This is a genomic window from Peterkaempfera bronchialis, from assembly GCF_003258605.2.
Lineage (GTDB): Bacteria > Actinomycetota > Actinomycetes > Streptomycetales > Streptomycetaceae > Peterkaempfera > Peterkaempfera bronchialis.
Genome location: NZ_CP031264.1, coordinates 3,470,968 through 3,495,767, shown reverse-complemented (window position 1 = coordinate 3,495,767; position 24,800 = coordinate 3,470,968). Strand labels below are relative to the sequence as shown.

At 71.6% G+C, this 24,800-nt stretch carries 17 protein-coding genes; 6 read left to right on the top strand and 11 right to left on the bottom strand.

Features of this window, described 5'->3' with window-relative positions:
* Positions 1 to 11 precede the first annotated feature (11 nt).
* The 3 genes from C7M71_RS15465 to C7M71_RS15455 all read left to right on the top strand — a co-directional run bounded on the left by C7M71_RS15465 (position 12) and on the right by C7M71_RS15455 (position 2,930).
* Positions 12 to 965 carry a ParA family protein gene (locus C7M71_RS15465; RefSeq protein ID WP_407675985.1) on the top strand — a complete coding sequence of 318 codons (954 nt, stop codon included), beginning with the start codon at positions 12 to 14 and terminating at the stop codon, positions 963 to 965.
* Positions 962 to 2,101 (top strand): ParB/RepB/Spo0J family partition protein, encoded by a 1,140-nt coding sequence (locus C7M71_RS15460; protein WP_111491282.1) that lies wholly within the window; start codon positions 962 to 964, stop codon positions 2,099 to 2,101. Before C7M71_RS15465 ends, C7M71_RS15460 begins: the two co-directional genes overlap by 4 nt.
* 211 nt (positions 2,102 to 2,312) lie before the next feature.
* Positions 2,313 to 2,930 (top strand): GNAT family N-acetyltransferase, encoded by a 618-nt coding sequence (locus tag C7M71_RS15455; protein WP_111491281.1) that lies wholly within the window; start codon positions 2,313 to 2,315, stop codon positions 2,928 to 2,930.
* A gap of 81 nt (positions 2,931 to 3,011) precedes the next feature.
* On the opposite strand, the gene trxA is transcribed toward C7M71_RS15455, so the two are convergent.
* The 7 genes from trxA to C7M71_RS15420 all read right to left on the bottom strand — a co-directional run bounded on the left by trxA (position 3,012) and on the right by C7M71_RS15420 (position 13,630).
* Positions 3,012 to 3,344 carry a thioredoxin gene (trxA, locus tag C7M71_RS15450; protein WP_111491280.1) on the bottom strand — a complete coding sequence of 111 codons (333 nt, stop codon included), beginning with the start codon at positions 3,342 to 3,344 and terminating at the stop codon, positions 3,012 to 3,014.
* Between the two features lie 168 nt (positions 3,345 to 3,512).
* Complete coding sequence (trxB, locus tag C7M71_RS15445) at positions 3,513 to 4,496, bottom strand: thioredoxin-disulfide reductase (RefSeq protein ID WP_111491279.1); 984 nt, start codon at positions 4,494 to 4,496, stop codon at positions 3,513 to 3,515.
* A 159-nt stretch (positions 4,497 to 4,655) separates the two neighbouring features.
* Complete coding sequence (locus C7M71_RS15440) at positions 4,656 to 5,795, bottom strand: anti-sigma factor family protein (RefSeq protein ID WP_111491278.1); 1,140 nt, start codon at positions 5,793 to 5,795, stop codon at positions 4,656 to 4,658.
* Entirely contained in the window at positions 5,792 to 6,580 is a 789-nt protein-coding gene (gene sigM / locus C7M71_RS15435) for an RNA polymerase sigma factor SigM (protein ID WP_407675984.1), read from the bottom strand. The genes C7M71_RS15440 and sigM overlap by 4 nt, the downstream gene beginning before the upstream one ends.
* A 160-nt stretch (positions 6,581 to 6,740) precedes the next feature.
* Positions 6,741 to 8,696, bottom strand: a complete 1,956-nt coding sequence (locus tag C7M71_RS15430; protein WP_229758741.1) for a protein kinase family protein — start codon at positions 8,694 to 8,696, stop codon at positions 6,741 to 6,743.
* Between the two features lie 239 nt (positions 8,697 to 8,935).
* Positions 8,936 to 11,119, bottom strand: a complete 2,184-nt coding sequence (gene murJ, locus C7M71_RS15425) for a murein biosynthesis integral membrane protein MurJ (RefSeq protein ID WP_111491276.1) — start codon at positions 11,117 to 11,119, stop codon at positions 8,936 to 8,938.
* Positions 11,120 to 11,158: 39 nt separating this feature from the next.
* A complete protein-coding gene (locus C7M71_RS15420; RefSeq protein ID WP_111491275.1) occupies positions 11,159 to 13,630 on the bottom strand; it encodes a DUF6049 family protein in 2,472 nt (823 codons plus the stop codon).
* A 229-nt stretch (positions 13,631 to 13,859) separates the two neighbouring features.
* On the opposite strand from C7M71_RS15420, the gene C7M71_RS15415 reads away from it, so the two are divergent.
* Positions 13,860 to 15,335 carry a CCA tRNA nucleotidyltransferase gene (locus tag C7M71_RS15415; protein ID WP_456107178.1) on the top strand — a complete coding sequence of 492 codons (1,476 nt, stop codon included), beginning with the start codon at positions 13,860 to 13,862 and terminating at the stop codon, positions 15,333 to 15,335.
* A gap of 59 nt (positions 15,336 to 15,394) precedes the next feature.
* Here the strand turns inward: C7M71_RS15415 and C7M71_RS15410 are convergent, their stop codons facing one another.
* The 3 genes from C7M71_RS15410 to C7M71_RS15400 form a co-directional block, all read right to left on the bottom strand.
* Positions 15,395 to 16,714: an MFS transporter gene (locus tag C7M71_RS15410; protein ID WP_111491283.1), complete on the bottom strand. Its 1,320-nt coding sequence runs from the start codon at positions 16,712 to 16,714 to the stop codon at positions 15,395 to 15,397.
* Between the two features lie 198 nt (positions 16,715 to 16,912).
* Positions 16,913 to 17,995 (bottom strand): inositol-3-phosphate synthase, encoded by a 1,083-nt coding sequence (locus tag C7M71_RS15405; protein WP_111491273.1) that lies wholly within the window; start codon positions 17,993 to 17,995, stop codon positions 16,913 to 16,915.
* Positions 17,996 to 18,163: 168 nt separating this feature from the next.
* Positions 18,164 to 18,769, bottom strand: coding sequence for a PadR family transcriptional regulator (locus C7M71_RS15400; protein WP_111491272.1), 606 nt, complete (start codon positions 18,767 to 18,769; stop codon positions 18,164 to 18,166).
* 464 nt (positions 18,770 to 19,233) lie between these two features.
* Between C7M71_RS15400 and C7M71_RS15395 the strand changes: the two genes are divergently transcribed.
* Together C7M71_RS15395 and C7M71_RS15390 are read left to right on the top strand one after the other, a co-directional pair.
* The gene (locus tag C7M71_RS15395; protein ID WP_114914380.1) at positions 19,234 to 21,969 is read left to right on the top strand and encodes a transglycosylase domain-containing protein; all 2,736 of its coding nucleotides are present in this window, start codon (positions 19,234 to 19,236) and stop codon (positions 21,967 to 21,969) included.
* A gap of 152 nt (positions 21,970 to 22,121) precedes the next feature.
* Positions 22,122 to 23,687 carry a glycosyltransferase family 87 protein gene (locus C7M71_RS15390; RefSeq protein WP_407675905.1) on the top strand — a complete coding sequence of 522 codons (1,566 nt, stop codon included), beginning with the start codon at positions 22,122 to 22,124 and terminating at the stop codon, positions 23,685 to 23,687.
* 45 nt (positions 23,688 to 23,732) lie between these two features.
* On the opposite strand, the gene C7M71_RS15385 is transcribed toward C7M71_RS15390, so the two are convergent.
* Complete coding sequence (locus C7M71_RS15385) at positions 23,733 to 24,764, bottom strand: alanine racemase (RefSeq protein ID WP_111491427.1); 1,032 nt, start codon at positions 24,762 to 24,764, stop codon at positions 23,733 to 23,735.
* Positions 24,765 to 24,800 lie beyond the last annotated feature (36 nt).

Here is a 24,800-nt window from a genome sequence, read left to right as displayed (position 1 = left end):
ATGCCGGGCCCATGGTGGACACCCCCATCGGGCGTGCTGCGCAACTCGCCGTGGAGACGCTGGGCCGTACCGGGGAAGGGCTGCCCCGACCCGCGCAGACCCGGGTGATCGTGGTCGCCAATCAGAAGGGCGGCGTCGGCAAGACGACCACCACGGTCAATATGGCCGCCTCGCTGGCGTTCCACGGCTGCCGGGTCCTGGTGGTCGACCTCGACCCGCAGGGCAATGCGTCCACCGCGCTCGGCGTCGACCACCACGCCGAGGTTCCGTCGATCTACGACGTACTGGTGGAGGGCAAGCCGCTGGCCGATGTGGTGCAGCCGGTGGTCGACGTGGAGGGCCTCTTCTGCGTGCCCGCCACCATCGACCTGGCCGGTGCGGAGATCGAACTGGTCTCCCTGGTGGCCCGGGAGAGCCGGCTGCAACGCGCCATCGAAGCCTATGAGCAGCCCCTGGACTATGTGCTCATCGACTGCCCGCCCTCGCTCGGCCTGCTGACGGTCAACGCCCTGGTGGCCGGTCGCGAGGTGCTGATCCCCATCCAGTGCGAGTACTACGCGCTGGAGGGGCTGGGCCAGCTGCTGCGCAATGTCGAACTGGTGCGGGCCCACCTCAACCCGCAGCTCCATGTCTCCACCATCCTGCTCACCATGTACGACGCCCGGACCCGGCTGGCCGCGCAGGTGGCCGAAGAGGTCCGCAGCCACTTCAGCAAGGAAGTGCTGCGTACGGCGATCCCGCGCTCGGTGCGGATCTCGGAGGCACCCAGCTACGGGCAGACGGTCCTCACCTATGACCCGGGGTCCAGCGGAGCCCTCTCCTATCTGGAGGCGGCCCGGGAGCTGGCGCTCCGTGGAGCCGCGCCGACCGGGTCCGGCGCTGCGGGGCCGCGCCATCACGACTACGGAGTCGGCGTGCAGGCCGGTCCGGTGGAGCAGCAGAGCACGATGGAGGGGAACCGGTGAGTGGTGGTCGCAGGGGTCTGGGCCGAGGACTGGGAGCGCTGATCCCGCCTGCGGCGAGCGGGACCGACACGGAGCGGCCGCAGACCCCGGCGGGGCACGCCCTGCCGAACGGGCGGACGCTGATCTCCCCTGGAGCCGCATCGCCCACGGCGGTGCCCGTGCTGCCCGCCGATCGCGGGACGGTGGCGGCGAAGGCCGCCGCCGAGGTCTCCCGCAGCGCGGGCACGGCGCCGTCCGCCCCGGAGGCCGAGCCGGTCCCCGAGGCGGCTGCCGAGCCGGCTCCGGTGCCGGGAGCGCGCTTCGCCGAACTTCCGCTGGATGCCATCACGCCCAACCCGAGGCAGCCGCGCGAGGTCTTCGACGAGGAGAAGCTCCAGGAACTGGTCACCTCCATCAAGGAGGTGGGCCTGCTGCAACCGGTCGTGGTGCGGCAGACCGGGGCGGAGCGCTATGAGCTCATCATGGGTGAGCGGCGCTGGCGGGCCTCACGGGAGGCCGGCCTGGAGTCCATCCCCGCCATCGTCCGGGCCACCGAGGACGAGAAGCTGCTGCTGGACGCGCTGCTGGAGAACCTCCACCGGGCGGAGCTCAACCCGCTGGAGGAGGCCGCCGCCTACGACCAGCTGCTCCAGGACTTCGGCTGCACCCATGAGGAGCTGGCGGACCGGATCGGCCGCTCCCGGCCGCAGGTCTCCAACACGCTGCGGTTGCTCAAGTCGTCGCCTGCGGTCCAGCGGAGGCTGGCGGCGGGCGTGATCTCCGCCGGGCATGCCCGGGCGCTGATGCAGCTGGACGACCTGGAGGCGCAGGAGAAGCTGGCCGCCCGGATCAATGCCGAGGGGCTCTCGGTGCGTACCGTCGAGGAGATGGTGCGCACCATGGGGCAGGGCAGGAAGCGCACCGGTGCCCGCCCCGGAGGCCGGATCTCCCCGGCCTTCGGTGACCTGGCCACCCGCCTCTCGGACCGCTTTGAGACCCGGGTGAAGGTCGAGGTCGGGCAGCGCAACGGGAAGATCGGCAAGGGCAAGATCGTGGTGGAGTTCGCCTCGGTGGAGGACCTGAACCGCATCCTGGACAGTCTGGCTCCCGGCGAGAACTCGCTGCACGGGGACGGCCAGGACGCCGAGGAGGAGTAGCCGACCGCCGGAAGAGGGCCGGGCCGGGTATGACGTGGACGGTGTTCCACGTGAAACCGGCGCCGGCCCTCTTCCGCGTCCGGCCACCGCGTGCCTCGTCCTTCGTGCCCCGTCGTGTCCAGCCGTCGGGGGCACTGCTGCTGGCTAGGATGCGATCCATGCGGCAGTTGCTGCTTGCATCCCGCCAGGTGCCCGCGTGAAGGTGTGAGACATGGGACGCAGGATCGCTCCGCTCACGCTCGACAACCTCTCGGACCTGCCGGTGACCTGCCGCTCCTGCGTCTTCTGGGAGCTGGACCCGGTGAGCGGGGAGGCGGCCGTACAGGGCGGCAAGCCGGAGCTGGAGAAGGAGTCCTGGATCTCCGGGGTGCTGCTGGACTGGGGGTCCTGTGGACGTGTGGTCTATGTCGACGACGCCCCGGCGGGCTTTGTGATGTATGCGCCGCCTGCCTATGTGCCGCGCTCGCTGGCCTTCCCCACCAGCCCCGTCTCCCCCGACGCGGTGCAGCTGATCACCGCGCGGGTGCTGCCCGGGTACCAGGGGCAGGGACTGGGGCGGGTGCTGGTGCAGACGGTGGCCAAGGACCTGGTGCGGCGCGGTTTCAAGGCGGTCGAGGCGTTCGGGGACGCCCGCTGGGAGACGCCCGGGTGCGTGCTGCCCGCCGATCATCTGCTGGCGGTGGGCTTCAAGACGGTCCGGCCGCACCACCGGTATCCAAGGCTGCGGCTGGAGGTCCGTTCCGCCATCTCCTGGAAGGGCGATGTGGAGGTGGCCCTGGAGCGGCTTCTCGGAGCCGCCCGCAAGGAGCCCGCGCTGCGGCCGCTGTAGGGAGCGCGTGGGCGCAGACGACTGAGGCGGCCGCCCCCTGCCGGGGACGGCCGCCTCACCCGTGTGCTGGGCGGGACCGGGTCACGCGGAGATGAACGGCGCGAGGTCCTTGAGAAGCAGGGCCTTGGGCTTGGCGCCGACGATGGTCTTCACGACCTCGCCGCCCTGGTAGACGTTGAGGGTCGGGATGGAGAGGACGCCGTACTTGGCGGGCACCGTCGGGTTGGCGTCGATGTCCAGCTTGGCCACGGTGATCTGGTCACCGTACTCGGCGGCGATCTCCTCAAGCGCCGGGGCGATCTGGCGGCACGGGCCGCACCAGGCGGCCCAGAAGTCGACAAGGACGGGCTTGTCGCTCTTCAGGACCTCGCTGTCGAAGGTGTCGTCCGTCACGGTGATGGTGGCGCCGGCCACAGGAACTCCTAGGGGTGTGTCGGGGTGCGCGGTGAGGGGGTGGCTCTGGGGGTTTCACGTGGAACAACGTGCAGGTGGAACAACCCGTATCTGCAACAACAAGGGGTGCGCCCGATCTGTTTCGGGGTCTCCATGCCTGCTGTTCCACGTGAAACGGTGCTGACGCGGTCAGAGGGCGGCTGCGGCCTGCTCGGGCTCGCGGGTCTGCTCCGGGGCGCTGTCCGCGAGCGCGGCCAGGTAGCGCTCGGCGTCCAGGGCGGCCGAGCAGCCGGTGCCGGCGGCGGTGATGGCCTGGCGGTAGGTGTGGTCGACCACGTCGCCGGCGGCGAAGACGCCCGTCAGATTGGTGCGCGTGCTGGGGGCGTCCACCGTGAGGTAGCCCTCGCCGTCCAGCTCCAGCTGGCCCTTGAAGAGCTCGGTGCGCGGGTCGTGGCCGATGGCGATGAAGAGGCCGGTGACCGGGAGCTCACGGGTCTCGCCGGTCACGGTGTCGCGCAGGGTGAGCCCGGAGAGCTTGGGGTCGCCGTGGATGGCCTCGACGGTGCTGTTCCAGGCGAAGCTGATCTTCTCGTCGGCGAAGGCACGCTGCTGCATGGCCTTGGAGGCGCGCAGCGTGTCACGGCGGTGGACCAGGGTGACCGACTTGGCGAACCGGGAGAGGAAGGTGGCCTCCTCCAGGGCGGTGTCACCGCCGCCGACCACCGCGATGTCCTGGTCCTTGAAGAAGAAGCCGTCGCAGGTGGCGCACCAGGAGACGCCACGCCCGGAGAGCTCGTCCTCCCGGGGCAGGCCCAGCTTGCGGTGCTGGGAGCCGGTGGCGACGATGACGGCCTTGGCACGGTGGACGGTGCCCGCCGAGTCGGTGACGGTCTTGATGTCGCCGGTGAGATCCACGGCCACGATGTCGTCGGGCACCAGCTCGGCGCCGAACCGCTCGGCCTGCGCGCGCATACCGTCCATCAGGTCGGGCCCCATGATGCCGTCGCGGAAGCCCGGGAAGTTCTCGACCTCGGTGGTGTTCATCAGTGCGCCGCCGGCGGAGACCGCGCCCTCGAAGACCAGCGGCTTCAGGGATGCACGGGCGGTGTACAGGGCGGCCGTGTAGCCGGCCGGGCCGGAGCCGATGATGATCACGTTACGGACGTCGCTCACTGCATCTCCTGGTTCGCATCGCGGCCCGCGAGGTCTGCGGGAGGGCGGTCTGCTCCGCCGCCGGGGACAACGGTCCACCATCCTCTCGCATTCCCGGCGCGGACACGCCACCGGGCGCGCCCCAGTCCCGGCCTCCCGGCCGTGACTCCGCGACCCGGGTCATGGCTTGGGGACGGTGCGGTGCAGCTTGACCGCACCGGGTGCGGAGGGCGCGGTCCGCTCGCAGGTCGAGTCGATGAGGAAGACCTCAAGGATGTCGCCGGTCTGGCCGATGGGGTAGACGACGACACCGACCGGGGTGCCCTGGAAGGTGCCCAGGTCGGTGGCGACGGGCTCGTCGCCACCGCGGCCGGTGGCCTTCAGCACGCAGCCGGGTAGCGGCGGGGTTGCCACCCCAGGGGTGTACGCGCTGCTGCCGCTTCCCTTGGTGGCGAGGTGAGGCTCGCCGGGCGGCTTTGCCGTGGCGCCGGGCCTGGCGGTGGCGAGCGGGCCTGGCTGCTCGATGCGGTCGCTCACCAACTGCATGATCTGCGGGCCGAGGTCCTGCTCGGTGTACTCGGTGCCGCTCCCCCTGAGGCCGGGTGCGATGGTCGCACGGTACCCGTGAGCCAGGCTGCCGGATCCCTCGGCGGCGGACGGGGCGGCCTGACCCGCCGCGCGGTCGGCCCTGTGGGACGACCCCGCTTCCGTGGTCCCGACGGGCAGCTGTTGCAGCAGGACGCTGCCCAGACCGACGGCTGCGACCAGTGCGGCGGCGGTGAGCAGCGCCCGGGCGGTACGGCGGCGCCGGGGGCCCCGGCGACGGCCGGGGCCCCCGGCTGGTCCGGGGCTGCCCCCGGGTCGGGCGCGGTCCTTGGCCGGATGTGGCGGGGCGGAGTCTCCGGTGTGCTCGGCCGACGTGGATGGAGCCGGGCGTGCGGGGTCGGCGGCGTCAGAGGCGCGGTCGGCGGCGGTCGGCGGGGCAGCGGGTCGGGGCTCGCCCTGGGGGGTGGCCGAGGAGAGCAGCGCCTCGGCCGCGAGGGCGGCGTCGATGCGTTCGGCGATGTCGGCCGGCATGCGGAGGCTCTCGGGGCGGCCCAGCAGGGAGCGGATCTCCAGCAGGGCGTCCCGGGTGTCGGCGCACTCCGGACAGTCGGCCAGATGGGTACGGACCGCGGCGGCGGCCTCCGGTGCCAGCAGGTCCTCGGTGAAGTCGGAGATCTCCTCGACGGCGGGGTGGTCTGCGGGGCCGGAGGTGTTGTCGGCGCTGCTGCGGAGCGGTGGTTCGGTCGGGCCGGTGCCCGGGGTGGTAGGCGTCATGCCGGTGCTGCACCTCCTCCTGCGGTCACGTCGTCTCCGGTCGGGAGATTCGTGCTCCTCCCTGGGACGGTCCCGCCGTCCGGGAGGTTCCTTCTTCCGCTGCGGGACCGGGTGTCCCTGCCCGGTGCATCGGCCGGGGGCGCTGTTTCACGTGGAACACGAGCGGGTGTTTCACGTGAAACAGCCTCCGTCGGCTCGTCCGGGGTACTGCGGAGATGCTTGACCATCGGCAGCAGCCGGGCCCGGCCTCGGGCGCAGCGGCTCTTGACGGTCCCGGTGGGCACCCCCAGCATGTCGGCGGCCTCGGCCACCGGGTAGCCCTGCATATCGACCAGGACGAGCGCGCTGCGCTGCTCGGGGGGCAGCGCGGCCAGGGCGAGGGCGAGTTCGCGGCGCAGCTCGCTGCGGACCACCGGGGCGTCGGCCGCCTCGTCCGTGCCGAGCAGTGCGTCCGCTCCCTGCCGGTCGTCCTCCAGCGGCGTGGTGCGTCGGGTGGCCGCGCGGCGGGCGCGGTCCAGGCAGGCGTTGACCACGATGCGGTGCAGCCAGGTGGTGACGGCGGATCGCCCCTGGAAGGTATGGGCGGACCGGAAGGCGGAGATCAGGGCGTCCTGGAGGGCGTCGGCGGCCTCCTCGCGGTCGCCGAGGGTACGCAGCGCCACGGCCCAGAGACGGTCCCGGTGGCGCCGCACCAGCTCCTCGAAGGCGCTGCGGTCGCCGGCCACATGGCGGGCGATGAGCTCTGTGTCGGGGACGTCCCTATCGGCGGCTGCGCTGTCCGGCACTGCACTGTCAGGGGCTGCGCCGCCGGTGACTGCGCTGTCGGGGACCGGGGAGGAGGTGCTGTCCACAGGCGGTGTCCAGCCTGCCATCAGCACCTCCCCCAGTCGTCGACCGCGCTCATACCTTGCCAGGTGTCTCGGGATTCGTCAGCTTGGGCTGCGCTCAGCCGAGCACCTGGATCTCGGAGATGCCGCCCCGGTAGAGGCCCGGGGACTCCGGTGGAAGCGAGGTGATGTGGATCAGGACATAGCGTGTCCGGACCGGGGCCGAGAGGTCCACGTCCAGCTGCTTCCCGGCGTTGGTGCCGCCCTGGAGCGTGCGGGGGAAGTCGGCGAGTGTCCGGGGCGATGCCGCGTTCTCCGCCGCCGCGCGGACATCCACCTGCTGTCCGGCGACATACAGGGTGGTCTTGACTGCGGAGACGGACTTCACGCTGCCGAGGTCGACCACGATGCCGGCGCCGTCGGCCCGGTAGTCGAGGTTGCCGAAGTTGGGGAAGCCATGGAACTGCTTGGTGATCCAGGCGGTGTTCGGATCGCCGTCATAGGAGTACTGGACCTTGTCCCCGGACATGGGGTCCGCATGTGGGGAGAACTCGGCGGCGCCCACGATCGTCAGCGGCTTGGCCGGGGCCTTGGAGGGGGTCGGCTTGTCGTCGTCGACCCCGGCCGACTGGCCCTGGGTGGTGCTGCCGTTGTCGCCCTGGCTGCGGAGATTGCTGGCCAGGACCCAGCTGCCGACCCCCAGAGCGGCCAGCAGCACCACGGAGGCACCCCACTTGGCGGCTCGGGCGCCCCGGCCGGGTCGCGCCTGCGGCCGGGAGACGGCGGGTGCGGGTGCCGGGGCGTGCGGAGGCACGGCGGCCGGTGGCGGGAAGGGAGACCGTGCGGGCCCCGTGGCCTTGGGGTACGCGGGCGGGTAGACGGCTGCCACCGGCTCGGGCTCCGGCTGCCGGACCTTCGGCAGCAGGGCGATGGCCTTGGCCAGCTCCTCCGGTGTGGTTATGGCCTCCAGATGGCGCGGGGGCTCGTCGCAGAGGGCCCGTACGGCGATCTCCGAGAGGCCGCGATGCACACCCGCCCGGACCTGGTCCGGCGGCACGCAGCCGAGCTGCCGGGGCATGCCCTGGAGGTCGTACTTGTCCTCGGGGTAGGGCCAGCGGTGGGCCAGGGCGGCGTACAGCAGGGCGGCGATGGCCCGGGTGTCGTCGCGCTCCGCCTCGTCGTCGCTGAGACCGTGCAGGGCGGCGTCCACGGCGATCCCGTTGATCCGGTACTGGCCGCCGTCGGTGCGCAGCACGGACTTGGGGGTGAGGCGCAGATGCGACTGCCCACGGCGGTGCGCGAGGACAATCGCGTCGGTGACCTGGCGGACCATCTGATAGGCGTCGTAGGGCTCCATCGGCCCGGCGGCGAGCAGGCTGGCCAGGTCGGTGGCGTCGGGCAGCCACTCGCGGACGATGTAGACCAGGTCGCCGTCGGTCACCGCGTCGAGGACCTGGACGAACCGGGGGTCGCCGAGCAGCGCGGCGGAGCGGGCGGCGGCGAGCACGGCGCGGGACCGCTCGTGCCCGGAGGCCAGCAGATGGATGCCCACGGCGCGGCGCAGCGTCTCGTCGACGGCACGCCAGCTGGTGAAGACACCTGCCTGGGAGATGCACTCCTCCAGCCGGTACCGGTCGGCGACCTTGTCGCCGCTGTGCCGTACGGGTGCCGGGCGCAGCGTCGGCACCGCGTCGACCGCAGCCTTCTCCGGGACCGTCTTCTCCGGGTTCGCCTTCTCGGCGGGCGCCTCCGTGGCGGAGGCGGCCTCCTGATCGGAGCCAGGGGTGGTCTCCCCGGCGTCCTGAGCGTCGTCGTCCTTGGCGTTGTCGTCCTTGGCGTCGTCGTCCTGGGCGTCCTCCAGGGGAACGTCCTCCAGGGAGGCACCCTCCTGGGCGGCATCGGCCGTGTCGGCCTCGCCGGATTTCACCGCTTCCCGTTCGCCCGATCGGTCGGACTCCTGATGCCGACTGCCGGGGGCCGTGCGTCCGTCGTCCGAGGTGCCGGGAACGGCTGCGGTCCCACCCGCGCCCTCCTCGGCCACCACGTCGACGGCGGCCCTGGTGCGATCCGCCACCGTCGTCCTGCCTCCCCTTGCATCGCCCCGGATGAGAACTGAACCGTCGAAGGACAATTGTGCCCAGTCTCCCTGTCCGAGTACGACTGGTGGGAGGGCGGGAACGTTGCCCCGACGCGACCGGAAAGGCTCCGGCCCGGGTGCTTCCGGGTAGGAGGAGATCATCCCGGTACGGACCCTCGGTGCGCAAAGGGCCCCCGAACCGTCTACCCGGTCCGAGGGCCCTCATCCGTGCCGAGTCAGTGGCCGAGGCGGCCCCGCACCATGCCGACCATGGCGTTGACCTCCTCGACCCGCAGCTGCCGGGCGATGACCACGAAGGCGAGCAGCTGGGCCACGGCGGCCACGGCCAGCGTGGCCAGGTCGCCGAACCAGCCGGAGACCGCGTGGGAGACGGCAAGGGCGACGCCGACGCCGATGGCCGCGGACGGCACACAGGAGAGCATCAGCCTGCTGTAGGTCCGCCCGATGCGCTTGCCGTCGAGCTCCCCCAGCCGCCGCTTGAGCTTCGGCACCGCCACGACCACACCGACCACATACGCCAGTCCGTAGACGGCGGCCATGCCGGTGACCGCCCACTGGCTGGGCAGCAGCACGTAGCAGAGCGCGGAGGCGACGGCATTGGTGGCCGCCACCCACACCGTGTTGGTGAACGGGGTGCGGGTGTCCTCGTAGGCGTAGAAGCCCCGCAGCAGCACATACTGCACCGAGTACGGGATGAGGCCGAGGGCGAAGGCGGACAGCATGTAGCCGACCTGGCGGCCGCCGGTGTGCCCGCCGATCCCGTAGAGCACGGACCCGATCCACGGCCCCAGCGCCAGGAAGAGGAAGGCGGCGGGGACGACGGCGACCGCAGAGGTGCGCAGGCCGTAGGAGATGTCGTCGCGGACGGCGCCCGCGTCGTTGTCGGAGGCTGCCCGGGAGATGCGCGGTAGCACCGCGCTCATGACCGAGACGGTGATCACGGCCTGCGGGAGCTGCCAGATCAGCTGTGCGTTGGAGAAGGCCGCGAGGCCGACGCCTTCGAAGCCGTGCTTGGCCGCCACGCTCTCGGCGGCGGTGGCGAGCTGGGTGACGACCAGGAAGCCGGCCTGGTTGACGAGTACGAACAGGAAGGTCCACCGGGCCAGCCGGGCGGCGTGGCCGAGGCCGTGGCCGCGCCAGTCGAAGCGCGGCCGGAAGCGGAAGCCCGCGCTGCGCAGATAGGGGACCATCGCGAGGGACTGCACGACCAGGCCCAGCAGGGTGCCGACGCCGAGCAGCCGGACGCCCTCGGGTGAGATGGTCTGGGGCTTGACGCCGGTGTGGCCGAAGGTGCCGAACGCCCAGAGGTACATCCCGAAGGTGAAGATCACCACGATGTTGTTGAGGACCGGGGTCCACATCATGGCGCCGAAGCGCCCCCGGGCGTTGAGGATCTGCCCCATCACGACGTGCACGCCCATGAAGAAGATGCAGGGCAGGCAGTAGCGGGCCAGGGCGACCGTGGTGTCGGCGGACGCCGGGTCCTGCATCACCGACTCGGAGACCATCCGCACCAGCAGCGGGGCGCCGAGGACGGTGACGAAGACCACCCCGGCCATGGCGACCATCACCAGGGTGAGCAGGCGGTTGGCGTAGGCGTTGCCGCCGTCCTCGTCGTTCTTCATGGAGCGCACCAGCTGCGGGACGAAGACCGCGTTGAGCGCACCGCCGCCGACCAGGATGTACAGCAGGGTGGGAAGCGTGTTGGCCGCAGTGTAGGAGCTGCCCATGGTGCTCACGCCGATGGCCGCGGCGATCACCATGGTCCGCAGGAAGCCTGTTCCACGTGAAACAAGAGTGCCCGCCGCCATCACGGCGCTGGAGCTGAGCAGCCCGGAGACCTTGCCGCCCTTCTTGGGCGCCGCCGCGCTCAGGGCCTCCTCGGCCTCCTCCTCCAGCGGCGGCTCCACGGCGATCAGCGGGACGGTGCCGCTGCCGGGTACGGCGGAGCCGTCCTCGGCCTCGCGGAACCAGCCGGCGGGGTACTCCTCGCCGGCGGGCTCCTGGCGGCCCTGGGCGGGCCCGCCGGCGAGCAGCCCGTCCATGCCGACGTACTCGGTGGTCTCGCTGTCCCAGGGGGACTGCGGCTGCCCGCCGTACGGAGGCTGCTGCTGGTAGGGGTCCGGCGCATAGGCGGGCTGCCCGTACGGCGCCTGCCCATACGTCGGCTGGTCCTGCGCGGCCTGGTCGTACGGCTCCTGGCCGTAGCCGGACCGGCCGTAGGGGTCCGACCCGTAGGGGTCCGACCCGTGGGGATCCTGCCCGTAGGTACCGTGCCCGTACGGCTCCTGGGCGTAGGTGTCCTGGAGGTACGGGTCCGGGGCCTGGCCGGGGGCGGCGGCGCCGGGCCGGCCCGGGGGGACGCGGCCCTGTGCTCTGTCGTCGCGCGGCGCGCTCATGCCACCTCTTCGCTGGTCATGTACTGGTGGGGGCGGGGATCAGGGTCCCACTTTCTCATCGCGGGCCGTGCGATCCGGGCCTTCGACGCCGCCTGCCGGGCCCTCCTGCGGAGGATTGCCCTCATCGACGGTACCGGGCCGGGCCGTGGTTCCCTCGGGGTCGCCCTCCGGCGAGACCTCGGCCTCCGGGTCCGGATCCGGGTCGTCCGCGCTCCGCTTCTTGCGCTGGAAGTAGAACCGCACCCCGGCCAGCAGCACCAGCAGCATGCCTCCGACGATCACCCAGATCACGCCGTTGGTCACATCGGTCACCTGGAGGTCGAAGGTGACCGGGGAGCCGTACGACCGGGGGTTGTCGCCGGTGGTCCACAGCTGGGCGGTCATCCGGACCGTGCCGTTGACCGATGCCTTGGCGGGGAATCGGATCGACTTCTTCAGCTCGCCCCCGATGGCCAGCCGCTCGGGGGTGGGGCGGTAGACGGTGAGGCGCGTCGGCGACCCCGCGTACAGCCGCACCTCCAGGTTCTCGATCGGCTGGGAGAGGCCGTTCTCGACGCTGACCTGGATCACGCCCGAGTCGCCGGAGAGGGTGGTGGACCGCTTCTCCACCAGCCGCACGGCGGAGGAGAGCGACTCCAGGTAGCCCTGGACCCCGTCCCGGTAGAGGCGGCCGCCGGGCCGGTCCGTCCGCCAGGCCGTGGACATCGACCGCAGTATCGCCGCATTGAACGGCTCCCGGACGTGTTCCGGCTGGGTGAGGATCTGCATCAGCACATCCAGCTTGCCCTGGATGCCCATGGCCCCGGCCAGCGCCTGCCGGCTGAGCTGGCCGGCACGTGCCGCCTTGGGGTACTTGGCGGTGGACGGGATCTTGGCGTTGGCGTCCGGGTCGACCGGGGCCTTCGCCACCGTGCCGAGGGTGGCCTGGTCGGCCCACCGCCCCTGGGTGGCCTTGGCCATGGCCTCGGCCAGGGTGGCGGCGGCGTCGGCCGAGAGGTTGCGCGGCGGCATCACCAGGATGCTGCGCTGCTGGTTGGGCTGCTCCAGGGTGATGGTCAGCGTCTCGGCGAGGAACCGCTGGACCGCCAGTTCCCGGGCCGCCGGGGTGCGCAGGTCGCCGGCGAAGATGTCGGAGACGACGGCGTCGGAGACCAGCGCCTTCACCCCCTTGCCGATCGGCCGGACCGCGTTCACGGTGTGCCACACGGAGTCCGGGGTCGGCATGTCGGAGCCGTTGACCAGGACGACGGTGGAGCCGGCGGTGCGGGCCGTGCCCACCACCTGCGGGTCGATGTGGCCCTGGTAGGGCCAGGCGACATCGCTGCGGGCGTCCGTCCGGAGCCGGAAGTCGGTGGTCACGTCACCGGCGGAGGAGGCCCGCTGGAGCGCCGTCTTCAGGCCCGCGATGCCGCTGCCGTTGTGTGCGATCGAGGCCAGGTCAGGGTCGCCGTACGGCAGCGCGACCACCTCGTCGCCCTTCACCGCGTCCCGCAGCAGGTCCAGCCAGGCGGTCGCCTGGTCGCTGCCGCTGCCCGGGTCGGTGTTGCTGCGGCCGGCCGAATCGCCCTGGGTGCCGTCCTGCTGGACCCGGTAGTCCGACGACATGGCGTACGCGGTGTCCAGCAGGTCCCCGTCGACCGCCCAGGTCACCTTGGAGAGGCTGCCACCGGCGGCCACCAGCTCATTGAGCCGACCGCCCCGGGCCAGCTCGGTCGCCAGGTCGTCGCTGCTCAGCACCGGGGTCTGCGCGGTGTCCGGGAGGTTCTGCGGAACCAGCTGCGGGGTGTGGGTGACCGGCCACACCGTGGCGATCTGCGTCTTCTTGGTCTCTCTGGGGTCGGGGTAGTACGGCAGGAAGGTGCGGGCGATGCCCAGGGTCACCTCGGTGGGGTCCTCGCCGGCGCTGCCCTTGACGTCGACCGCCAGCTCGTAGACCCCGCTCGTGGAGAGCTGCAACTGCGATGCCTTGGCGGTGACGGCGAACGGGCGGCTCGCGCCCGGGGCCAGGTCGGCGAGCGGGGAACCGATCCCGGGCACCTCCTGGCCGTCGCCGGAGACCGGGTCGGTGCGCTGGGCGACGGCGGCGATGTCACTCCGATGGAGCGGCGACCCGCTGCCGGTGCGCAGCCCCAGATGGGCGTCGTGCACGGCCTTCCGGCCGCCGTTGGTCACCGTCCCGCTGACGGTGATCCTGGAGCTGCCCCCGGACAGGTACGAGGGGCTGACCGAGTCGATGGAGAGCGCCACCGGGTACTCGGTGGACGGCTTGCTGGCCCCCGGGAGGCGGGTCTTCCCGGCGGAGGCCGCCGTGACAGCCCCGGCCGCCGGTACCTTCGCGGAGGCGGCCCCCTGCGCCGGACCCGCCTGCGCGACCGGGGCGACCGCGAACCCGCCGAGCAGTGCCAGCGCACAGGCGCCTGCCAGGGCGGCTGCCCGGCGGTACCGCCCGGCCGCACCGCCCGGCCGCAGGCCGCAGCCCGGCCCCCCCGCGTACCGTGCTGCCTCGCCCACGCGCCTCGCCCTCGCCGTTCTGGTCGGTGTCGCCGATGTCGTGCCGTATGTGTTCTCGTGCCGTACGTGTTCTACAGGGTGTCGCGCGGTTGCCGCGCCCTGGCATGGTAACGACGCTCCGCTGCAGCCGGTGATGCGGCCTGCGGCGGCCCGGCGGCCGGGGAAACGGGCGGCGACGCGCGGTCGCGGGCACGTACCCTTGTCAGTCGTGCCTAACGTCAACACTCCCATCGATCCCGCGCCCGCCGCACCGGCTGCCGCACCCGCTCCCGGCGCCCTCACCGAGGCCCAGGAGGGCGGTGTCCAGGAGCTGCTCCGGGTCGCCCCGGTCGCCGTCGACCTCGCCCGCCGCTTCGCCGACGCGGGCTTCCGGTTGGCCCTGGTCGGCGGTTCGGTACGCGATGCGCTGCTCGGCCGACTCGGCAACGACCTGGACTTCACCACGGACGCCCGCCCGCAGCAGGTGCTGAAGCTGGTGAAGGGCTGGGCGGACGCGGTCTGGGATGTCGGCATCGCCTTCGGCACCGTGGGCGCCCGCAAGGACGCCCCGGAGGGCAGCTTCCAGATCGAGATCACCACCTACCGGTCCGAGGCGTACGACCGCACCTCCCGCAAGCCCGAGGTGACCTACGGCGAGACCATCGAGGAGGACCTGGTCCGCCGCGACTTCACGGTCAACGCCATGGCGCTGGACCTGCCGGACCAGGTCTTCATCGACCCGCACCACGGTCTGGAGGACCTCGCCGCCCGCGTACTGCGCACCCCGGGCACCCCGGAGGAGTCCTTCTCCGACGACCCGCTGCGGATGCTGCGCGCCGCCCGGTTCGCCGCCCAGCTGGACTTCGAGGTCGCCCCGGACGTCGTCGCCGCCATGACCGCGATGGCGGAGCGGATCACCATCGTCTCCGCCGAGCGCGTCCAGGCGGAGATCAACAAGCTGATCCTGGCCGCCCACCCGCGCAAGGGACTGCGCCTGCTGGTGGACACCGGGCTGGCCGAGCGGGTGCTGCCGGAACTGCCCGCGCTGCGGCTGGAGCGCGACGAGCACCTTCGGCACAAGGACGTCTACGAGCACACCCTGACCGTGCTGGAGCAGGCCATCGCCCTGGAGACGGACGGGCCCGACCTGGTGCTGCGGCTGGCCGCCCTGCTGCATGACATCGGCAAGCCCCGGACCAGGCGCTTCGAGTCCGACGGCAAGGTCTCCTTCCACCACCACGAGGTGGTCGGCGCCAAGATGACCCGCAAGCGGATGCGGGAGCTCAAGTACTCCAAGGAGCTCACCGATGACGTCTCGCGGCTGGTGGAGCTGCATCTGCGCTTCCACGGCTACGGCACCGGCGAGTGGACCGACTCCGCGGTGCGCCGCTATGTCCGCGACGCCGGGCCGCTGCTGGACCGGCTGCACCGGCTGACCCGCTCCGACTGCACCACCCGCAACCGCAAGAAGGCCGCCGCCCTCTCCCGGTCCTACGACACGCTGGAGGAGCGGATCGAGCGGCTGCGGGCGCAGGAGCAGCTGGACGCCATCCGGCCGGACCTGGACGGCAACCAGATCATGGAGATCCTGGGGATCGGTCCGGGCCGCGAGGTCGGCCAGGCGTACAAGCACCTGCTGGAGCTGCGCCTGGAGCACGGCCCCCTGGAGCAGGAGGCGGCCGTCGCCGCCCTGCGGGAGTGGTGGGCGCAGCAGCAGCACTCCTGACCGCAGACCGACCGCAGATGACGGGTGCGGTCCCGCCGGCGGGCGGGGCCGCACCGGGCTCAGGCAGCGGGGGCGTGCTCGCTGTGCTGCCGAGGGGGCGGCCTGCGGCGGACCGCACGCGCATAGCCGACGGCGGTCAGCCCGTACAGCACCGCGACGCCGACCACCACCGGCACCGACTGCCCGGAGAGCGGCAGCACCAGTGCGGTGAGCGCCGCAGCGGCCACGAACGCCACATTGAAGAGCACGTCGTAGAGGGCGAAGACGCGGCCCCGGTAGTCGTCCTCCACGGCGCTCTGCACGATGGTGTCGGTGCAGATCTTCGCGCCCTGGGTGATCAACCCCAGCAGCAGCGCGGCCGCGAGGGTCGGCAGCGGCGAGAAGAAGAGGCCCAGCCCCGGGACGAACAGGGCAGCCGCGACCAGGCAGCAGACCATCCAGCCGGCGACGCCCAGCCGCCGGGTCAGCCATGGGCTGACCACTGCGGCCAGGAAGAAGCCGATGCCGGAGACGCCCACCGCGATCCCCAGGGTGGCCATGCCGGCGGCGTTGTCGGACGGGTCGTTGAAGGTGTAGCGGCTGAGCATCAGCACCATGACGATGAGGACGCCGTAGCAGAACCGGGTCACCGTCACGGCGGCCAGCGCATGTGCGGCGGGGCGGCAGTCGTGCACCAGGTGCCGCACGCCGTCCGCCAGGCCGCGCGCCGTCTCGCCGACGGCCTGCCGCAGCGGCGGCCGGTCCGGGCGGTGCTCGGGGCCCAGCAGGTCAGGCGGCATCCGCCGGGCCGCCAGCGAGGCGCTCAGGTACAGCACGGCGGAGAGCAGCACCAGCACGGTGTCCGAGGCGGTGCCGCGCGGGAGGACCAGGTTGACCAGGAAGGCGGCTCCGCCGCCCGCCGTGGCCACCACGGTGCCCAGGGTGGGGGAGACCGAGTTCGCGGTGACCAGCAGCTGGTCGTCGACCACCCGGGGCAGCGCCGCCGACAGGCCCGCCAGGATGAACCGGTTGACCGCGGTCACCAGCAGCGCCGCGCAGAAGTAGAGCCAGTCCGGTACCTCGGCCACCACCAGCGCGGCGGTGCCCAGGACCAGCACAGACCGCGCCAGATTGCCGAGGAAGAGCACCTGCCGGCGCCGCCACCGGTCCAGCAGCACCCCGGTGAACGGTCCCACCAGGGAGAACGGCAGCAGCATCACCGCCAGCGCGGAGGCGATGGCGCCGGGGGTGGCCTGCCGCTCGGGGGAGAAGATCACATAGGAAGCCAGCGACACCTGGAAGACGCCGTCCGACAGCTGCGAGAGCAGCCGTACGGCCAGCAGCTTCCGGAAGTCGCGCAGCCGGAGGAGCGCGACCAGCCGTGAGCGGTGGGAGGACAGCGGCCGGTCGGCGGGTTCCCCGGCCTGCTCGGGGGTGGGCACGGAGGCGGGCCCGTCGGTGATCGCCACCTCCCAAGGGTTGCACGCCCGGCGCGCGCCGGGAAACGGACGAGGGGCTCCCTGCCGTGACCCGCACGGATGGGAACCCCTCGTCAGCCGATTCCGGAGCTCAGCGCCGGGCCGAGCGCCTCGGTGCGCTCAGCGCTCGACCTCGCCGCGGATGAACTTCTCCACGTTGTCGCGGGCCTCGTCGTCGAAGTACTGCACCGGCGGGGACTTCATGAAGTACGAGGAGGCGGAGAGGATGGGGCCGCCGATGCCCCGGTCCTTGGCGATCTTCGCGGCGCGCAGGGCGTCGATGATCACACCGGCCGAGTTCGGGGAGTCCCAGACCTCCAGCTTGTACTCCAGGTTCAGCGGGACGTCGCCGAACGCACGGCCCTCCAGGCGGACGTACGCCCACTTGCGGTCGTCCAGCCAGGCGACGTAGTCGGAGGGGCCGATGTGGACGTTGTTGGCGCCCAGGTCGCGGTCCCTGACCTGCGAGGTGACGGCCTGGGTCTTGGAGATCTTCTTGGACTCCAGGCGGTCGCGCTCCAGCATGTTCTTGAAGTCCATGTTGCCGCCGACGTTCAGCTGCATGGTGCGCTCCAGGAGCACACCCCGGTCCTCGAACAGCTTGGCCATCACGCGGTGCGTGATGGTGGCGCCGACCTGCGACTTGATGTCGTCACCGACGATCGGGACACCGGCCTCGGTGAACTTGTCCGCCCACTCCTTGGTGCCGGCGATGAAGACCGGGAGGGCGTTGACGAAGGCGACCTTGGCGTCGATGGCGCACTGGGCGTAGAACTTCGCCGCGGCCTCGGAGCCCACGGGCAGGTAGCAGACGAGGACGTCGACCTGCTGCTCCTTGAGGACCTGGACGACGTCCACCGGCTCCTCGGCGGACTCCTCGATGGTCTCGCGGTAGTACTTGCCGAGGCCGTCCAGCGTGTGGCCGCGCTGCACGGTGATGCCGGTCGGCGGCACGTCGCAGATCTTGATGGTGTTGTTCTCGCTGGCGACGATGGCGTGGGCCAGGTCCTGGCCGACCTTCTTGGCGTCCACGTCGAAGGCGGCGACGAACTCGACGTCACGGACGTGGTACTCGCCGAACTGGACGTGCATCAGGCCGGGGACCTTGGAGGCCGGGTCGGCGTCCTTGTAGTACTCCACGCCCTGCACCAGCGACGCGGCGCAGTTGCCCACGCCCACGATGGCTACGCGAACCGAACCCATTCCGGTTGCTCCCTGTGTGTGTTCTCAAGAGGGCCACCGCCTAGTGGCGGCCCTCAGCTTGGTTGCTTCGACGGACGGTCCGGTGCCGGGGGGCTGTACGGGCCCGTCCTCCTGTCGGCAGTCCTGCCTGCCGTGCCCGCGTCGACCTCGGCGGCGGTCGGCGCGGTGTCAGTGCTCCGGCCGGTCGGGCGGCAGCTCGGGGCTGCCCCGGCCGGTCCGGTTGGCGCGTTCGGTCTCGATGAGCTCGTTGAGCCACCGGACCTCCCGCTCCACCGACTCCAGGCCGTGCCGCTGTAGTTCGAGGGTGTAGTCGTCCAGCCGCTCGCGGGTGCGGGCGAGTGACGTGCGCATCCGCTCCAGACGCTCCTCCAGCCGGCTGCGGCGCCCTTCGAGGACGCGCATCCGGACGGCCTTGTCGGTACGGCCGAAGAACGCGAAGTGGACGCCGAAGTGCTCGTCCTCCCAGGCGTCGGGGCCGGAGTCGGAGAGCAGCTCCTCGAAGCGCTGCTTCCCCTCCGGGGTCAGCCGGTAGACGATCTTCGACCGCTTGCCGTTGAGGGCGGTGGCGGGCACGTACTGCTCGTCCGGGTTGTCCTCCACCAGGAAGCCCTGGGCAACCAGGCTCTTCAGGCAGGGGTAGAGCGTTCCGTACGAGAAGGCACGGAAGGAGCCCAGCAGGACGTTGAGCCGCTTGCGGAGCTCATAGCCGTGCATGGGGGCGTCGTGCAGCAGGCCGAGTACGGCGAACTCCAGGATGCCGGAGCGCCTGCTCATCTCCGCCTCGCCTCCTTCCGGGGCCCAGTGCCGAGAGTCGGATGCATCGGCGCGATATGCCGCGCCGATGTATCGACTCGATATATCGAGCACGATAGGACGATGGGTTCGCCGGGGCAAGGGGGGTGCGGATGAAAGTGATCACAAGGTGTGCACGGGGCGCCCATCGGGGCGCCCGGGCAACGGGGGAGTAATGATCTGCGGGCGCTTTGCCTGGATTGATAGTTGATGCCCGTTTGGAAGGCTTCGCCGCCTGCGTACGCTGTCGCCTGTGCACAGGGGAAACGGGAACCGAAATGGAGTCCGGGACGTAGTTGTCACCGGTGCACTCCGCCGTGCCGGGCACGTCAGATCCGGACGGCAGGTGATTCGGGGGAATCCCGTGGGTGCTTCGGCCGCCTGCGGGGAGTGGATGTGGACTACCGCCTTCAGGCCCGAGCGCCTGGCCGAGGAGTAGCTGGAGCATGAGCGAACACCGGCGCAAACCGCCGCAGGACGGCGGCAACGCCCCTGGACGCCGCGGCGCACAGCCCGGGGGCGAACGGCAGCCCCCCGGCGGCCGCCCCCCGTACAACGGAAACCCCGCCGGCGCACCCGGCGCGGGCGGACCTGGCGCGGGCGCCCCCGGCAGTCGGCGCCGCGCCACCGCGCGCCCCGGCGGTCAGCAGCACACCGCGCAGCAGCCGCGGATGACCCGTGCCGAGATGCGCAAGGCCGCCAAGCGCGGCGGCGGCCGGGCTGCCAACGGCACCACCGGTCCGTCCGGCAGAGCCGGGCGCACCCCGCCGAAGAAGCGCTTCATCGACTACCCGCGCTGGGGCAAGAGCGGCGTGCGCCGCTGGCTGCCCTCGTGGAAGCAGATGCTCAGCGTCTTCCTGATCTTCTTCGGCGGCTCGGTGGCAGCCGTCGGGGTGGCGTACTCGCAGACCACGCTGCCGGACCTCAACAAGGCCGTGCAGCAGCAGAACAACATCTACCAGTGGTCCGACGGCACCACCCTGGCCACCACCGGTGAGACCAACCGGCAGATCGTGCACCTGGACCACATCAGCACGGAGATGCAGTGGGCCGCGATCTCGGCGGAGAACGCCAGCTTCAAGACCGACCACGGCATCGACCCCAAGGGCATCGCCCGCGCCGTGCTCAACATGGCCCAGGGCGGTGAGACCCAGGGTGGCTCCACCATCACCCAGCAGTACGTCAAGAACGCCTTCCTGAGCCAGGACCAGACGCTCTCCCGCAAGGTCAAGGAGCTCTTTGTCACCCTGCGGGTGGACAAGGAGAAGTCCAAGGAAGAGATCCTTGAGGGCTACCTCAACACCAGCTGGTTCGGCCGGGGCAGCTATGGAGTGCAGGCGGCGGCCAAGGCGTACTACAACATGAACGCCAAGGACCTGGACGCCTGCCATGCCGCGATGCTGGCCGGTCTGCTCAAGGGCGCCGGCTACTACGACCCGTCGCTGAACGCCGCCAACCACGCTCGCGCCGTCGCGCGCTGGGGCGACATCCTCGACAACATGGTCCGGTTCAACCACCTCTCCCAGGCCGACCGGGACAAGTGCACCACCTTCCCCGAGCCGGTCAAGGAGCAGGGGGCCTCCAACCTCGGCGGCCAGAAGGGCTACCTGGTCGACACCGCCCAGCGGTTCGTGAAGAGCAAGGGCATCGAGCAGAAGGACCTCGACCGGGGCGGCTACACCATCCGCACCACCTTCGACAAGAAGAAGGTCGCCGAGCTGGAAGCGGCCGTCAAGAAGGTCTCGAAGGCCAACTTCGACGCCAAGAAGCGCCCCAAGACCGACTCCGACGTCCAGGTCGGCGCCGCCTCGGTGGAGCCCGGGACCGGCAAGATCGTCGCTCTCTACGGCGGCCCGGACTACCTCAAGCACTTCACCAACAACGCCGACTCCACCGGCATCCCGATCGGCTCCACCATGAAGCCGATCGTGCTGGCCTCCGCCATGGAGTACGGAGTGCAGACCAAGCTGGACTCCCAGGGCAAGCCGACCCGGATCACCCCGGACAGCCGCTACAACGGCAATGACAAGATCAGGATCCGGCAGCTCGACGGCAACTACGTGACCCAGCAGGACGGATCGGTCCTGCTCCAGACCAACGAGTCGCCCAAGGCATGGGGCTACATCAGCCTCCGCACGGCGATGCTCTACTCCGTCAACACCCCGTTTGTGCAGCTCGGTGAGGACGTCGGGCTGAAGAAGGTCAGCGAGATGTCGCAGGCGGTCGGCCTCCGCAAGGAGAGCCTGGCCTCGCTCAACGCCTCCTTCTCGATCGGCACCTCCACCCCGAGCGCCATCCGGATGGCCAACGCCTACGCCACCTTCGCCGCCAGCGGCACCGAGGTGGACCCCTACTCGGTGGTCAGCGTGACGCACGAGGGCACCAAGCTGAAGGGGTTCGGCCAGCCGGAGAGCAACCGGGCCATGGACGCGGCCGTCGCCGACACCGTGACCGACGTGCTCAAGGACGTCATCTGGAAGGACGGCGGCACCGGCGCCGCCGCCAAGGCCCTCGGCCGGGTCGCGGCGGGCAAGACCGGCACCACCGACGAGAACAAGTCGGCCTGGTTCGTCGGCTACACCCCGCAGCTGTCGACCGCAGTCGCCATGTGGCGGGAGAAGCCCGGCAGCAAGAAGGGCCTCCAGCAGATGTACGGCCTGGGCACCGGCAACATCAGCGACTCGGTGCACGGTGGCAAGTACCCCACCGAGATCTGGACCGAGTACATGACGGCCGCGCTCCAGGGCACCCAGGAGCAGCCCTTCCCGACGCCGGGCGACCTCGACGCCGTCAAGCTCGACGCCTCGGGTGCTCCCAGCACCGCCTCCCCGTCGCCGAGCGCCAGCGCCTCCTCGGAGCCGCCCTCGGCCCCGCCGTCCGACACCCCGTCCAGGAGGCCCCCGTCCGCCCCCACGATGCCTGACCCGGGCAACTCGGACGGCTTCCCCGACGGCGGCGGCAACGGCAACGGCGCCGGCGGCTGGAACACCGGCGGAGTGCTCGGCGGCGGCAACGGCAACGGAAACGGCCCCGGCGGCACCAGTCCCACCCCGGTCGACTCCCCCGAGACCACCCCCAGCGCCCCCGAGGGGGGCGGGGGCGGCCGACCCGGTGGCGTCGGCGGTGGCACCGGAGGCGGCTGGCTCGGCGGCACCACCGGTGCTGCGGACAGCGGCGGATAGCCGGACGACCCGGCCCCTTCGGGGCACCGTACGCGGCCACGGCGGGCCTGCCCGCCGTGGCCGCGGCATTTCCGGACATAGCGCGGCACGAAGGCAGGGTCCCCGGATCGCAGTGCGGGCAGCTACCGCGTACCCAGGAATCGTGCGGCAGTATGGCGCCCATGACGTCGAGCGCGCATGACGAGATCGCCGGGACCGAGCACCCCGAGCCGCCGGCCGACACCGTGGTCGTCCCCGCCGACGAGGACCCGGTGGCCGCCGCCGGCAGCGAGCTGCTGGGCGGCCCGCCCGGCCGCCGGGCACTGCTCGGCGCCTCCTGGTGGACCCCCGGCCGGGTCCTCGCGCTCGCCGTGATCGCCGTCTTCGTCCTGGGCCTGGCGCAGAAGGCGCCCTGCTACAGCAGCGGCTGGTTCTTCGGCACCACCACGCAGTACACCCACGCCTGCTACAGCGACATCCCGCACCTGTTCTCGGGGCGCGGCTTCGCCGACGGGCTGATCCCGTACCGGGACATGATCCCGGCGGGCGCGGACGGCAGCCGCGACCCCCATATGCAGTACCTGGAGTACCCGGTGCTCACCGGGCTCTTCATGCAGGTCGCCACCTGGCTGACGCCCCGGTCCGGCACCCTGGTGCCGGACCGCGAGCAGTGGTTCTGGATGGTCAACGCCGGGATGCTGCTGGTCTGCGCGGTGGTGGCGGTCATCGCGGTGATGCGCACCCACCGCCGCCGCCCCTGGGACGCGCTGCTCTTCGCCCTCGCTCCGGCGCTCGCGCTCAACGCCACCATCAACTGGGACCTGCTGGCCGTCGCCCTGACGGCCGTGGGCATGGCCTACTGGGCGAACCGCCGACCGGTCGCGGCCGGTGTGCTGATCGGACTGGCGACCGCGGCCAAGCTGTACCCGGTGCTGCTGCTCGGCCCGCTGCTGGTGCTCTGCCTGCGCGGCGGCCGGATGCGGGAGTTCGGGCAGGCGCTGGCGGGCACCGCGGCGGCCTGGCTGGCGGTCGACATCCCGGTGATGCTGTGGAACTGGGACGGCTGGAAGACCTTCTACGGCTTCAGCCAGACCCGCAAGGAGGACTTCGGCTCCTTCTGGCTGATCATCGAGCAGCAGCGCGGGGAGTCGCTCGGCATCGGTGCGCTCAACCTCGCCATCGCCGTGCTGCTGGTCCTCTGCTGCCTCGGCATCGGCTGGCTCGCCCTGTCGGCGCCGCACCGGCCGCGCTTCGCCCAGCTGGCCTTCCTGGTGGTCGCCGCGTTTGTGCTCACCAACAAGGTGTACTCGCCGCAGTATGTGCTCTGGCTGATCCCGCTCGCCGCCCTGGCCCGGCCCCGCTGGCGGGACTTCCTGATCTGGCAGGCGTGCGAGGTGGTGTACTTCCTCGGGGTGTGGATGTACCTGGCCTTCATCTCCGATGCCAAGCAGCACGGCATCCCGCAGGACTGGTACCACCTGGTGATCCTGGTGCACCTCTTCGGCACCCTCTACCTGTGCGGGATGGTGGTCCGCGACATCCTCCAGCCCGACCGGGACCCGGTGCGCTGGGACGGTAGCGACGACCCGTCAGGCGGCGTCCTGGACGGCGCGGCGGATCGTTTCGTCGTGGGGCAGGCCCGCTGGGTCAGGGAGCAGGCCGGCTATGCCGCCGGTGCGGCGGCCGACCCGGACGACGGCTGGCCCGCCCCGGTCGCCTTGGAGAAGCCCGCGTCCTGACCGGCACCGGCCCGGGCGGACCGCTCAGTGGTCCACGATCCGGGCTCAGTGGTCCACGATCCGGTCGAAGTGGGTCGTGGTGTGCCGCAGGACGGCCCGGAGCTCCTCGCCCACAGCGGGCGGCGCGATCTCGGCGGGCAGGTGGAGGATGCTGACCTGCATATGCGGCGGCTCGGCGAACCAGAGCTGCCGACCCGTCCAGGTGAATGGCGAGAGGGTGCGGTTGACGCTGGCCAGCCCCGCCCGGGCGATGCCCTTGGCGCGGGGCAGCAGCCCATGGACGTACTTGGGCGCCTCCAGGCCCACGCCGTGCGCGGTGCCGCCGGTGACCACCAGCAGACGGCCGTCGCCGGCGGCCTTCTGCTGCCGGTACCCGTAGCGCTCCCCACGGGCGATCCCGGTGACGTCCAGGACGGTCGCGCGGCACTCCAGGGCGTCCTCGTCGCCCAGCCAGAGCCGGGTGCCGATGCGGGACCGGAAGTCCGTGCCGGGGTGGAGCCGCCCCAGCCGGGAGAGGGCGTCGGTGTCCAGGTGGCTGACGAACATGGTCTCCACCGGCAGCGCGGCCGCCTGGAGCCGCTCCACCCAGCGGGACACCTCGTCCACCGGGTCGGAGCCGTCGGGGCGCTCCAGCGGCAGATGGACGGCGAACCCCTCCACCGGGGCGTCCCCGATCGCCGCGCGCAGCTTCACCAGGTCCTCCTCGCGGACGCCGTGCCGGCGCAGCGAGGTCATGCACTCCACCACGATCCGGCCGCCCGCCAGGGCCTGGGCGCCGTCCACGGTGGAGACGGTGCGCACCACCCGGTCGGAGAGCGCCGCGCCGTCCTCGCTGATCCGGTACGGGGTGAGGACCAGCAGGTCGCCCTCGAACCACTGCTGGGCGGCGGCCGCCTCCTGGACCGTGCCGACGGCGAGCATCCCGGCGCCGAGCAGCGTGGCCTCCTCGGCCAGGCGCCGGTTGCGGAGGCCGTAGCCGTTGCCCTTGGCCACCGGGACGGTGCCGGGGAAGGCGGTGAGTACGGACCGCTGGTGGGCACGCCAGCGGTCGGTGTCGACGTACAGGGAGAGTGCCATGGGTTCGGGGCCTCACGGTGGGGGAGCGGTGCGGTG

Excerpts from the sequence above, each read along its gene's own strand:
- C7M71_RS15465 (WP_407675985.1), top strand. The coding sequence starts at position 12 with ATGGTGGACACCCCCATCGGGCGTGCTGCGCAACTCGCCGTGGAGACG.
- C7M71_RS15455 (WP_111491281.1), top strand. The coding sequence starts at position 2,313 with ATGGGACGCAGGATCGCTCCGCTCACGCTCGACAACCTCTCGGACCTG.
- C7M71_RS15440 (WP_111491278.1), bottom strand. The coding sequence starts at position 5,795 with ATGACGCCTACCACCCCGGGCACCGGCCCGACCGAACCACCGCTCCGC.
- murJ (WP_111491276.1), bottom strand. The coding sequence starts at position 11,119 with ATGAGCGCGCCGCGCGACGACAGAGCACAGGGCCGCGTCCCCCCGGGC.
- C7M71_RS15405 (WP_111491273.1), bottom strand. The coding sequence starts at position 17,995 with ATGGGTTCGGTTCGCGTAGCCATCGTGGGCGTGGGCAACTGCGCCGCG.
- C7M71_RS15400 (WP_111491272.1), bottom strand. The coding sequence starts at position 18,769 with ATGAGCAGGCGCTCCGGCATCCTGGAGTTCGCCGTACTCGGCCTGCTG.
- C7M71_RS15395 (WP_114914380.1), top strand. The coding sequence starts at position 19,234 with ATGAGCGAACACCGGCGCAAACCGCCGCAGGACGGCGGCAACGCCCCT.
- C7M71_RS15390 (WP_407675905.1), top strand. The coding sequence starts at position 22,122 with ATGGCGCCCATGACGTCGAGCGCGCATGACGAGATCGCCGGGACCGAG.
- C7M71_RS15385 (WP_111491427.1), bottom strand. The coding sequence starts at position 24,764 with ATGGCACTCTCCCTGTACGTCGACACCGACCGCTGGCGTGCCCACCAG.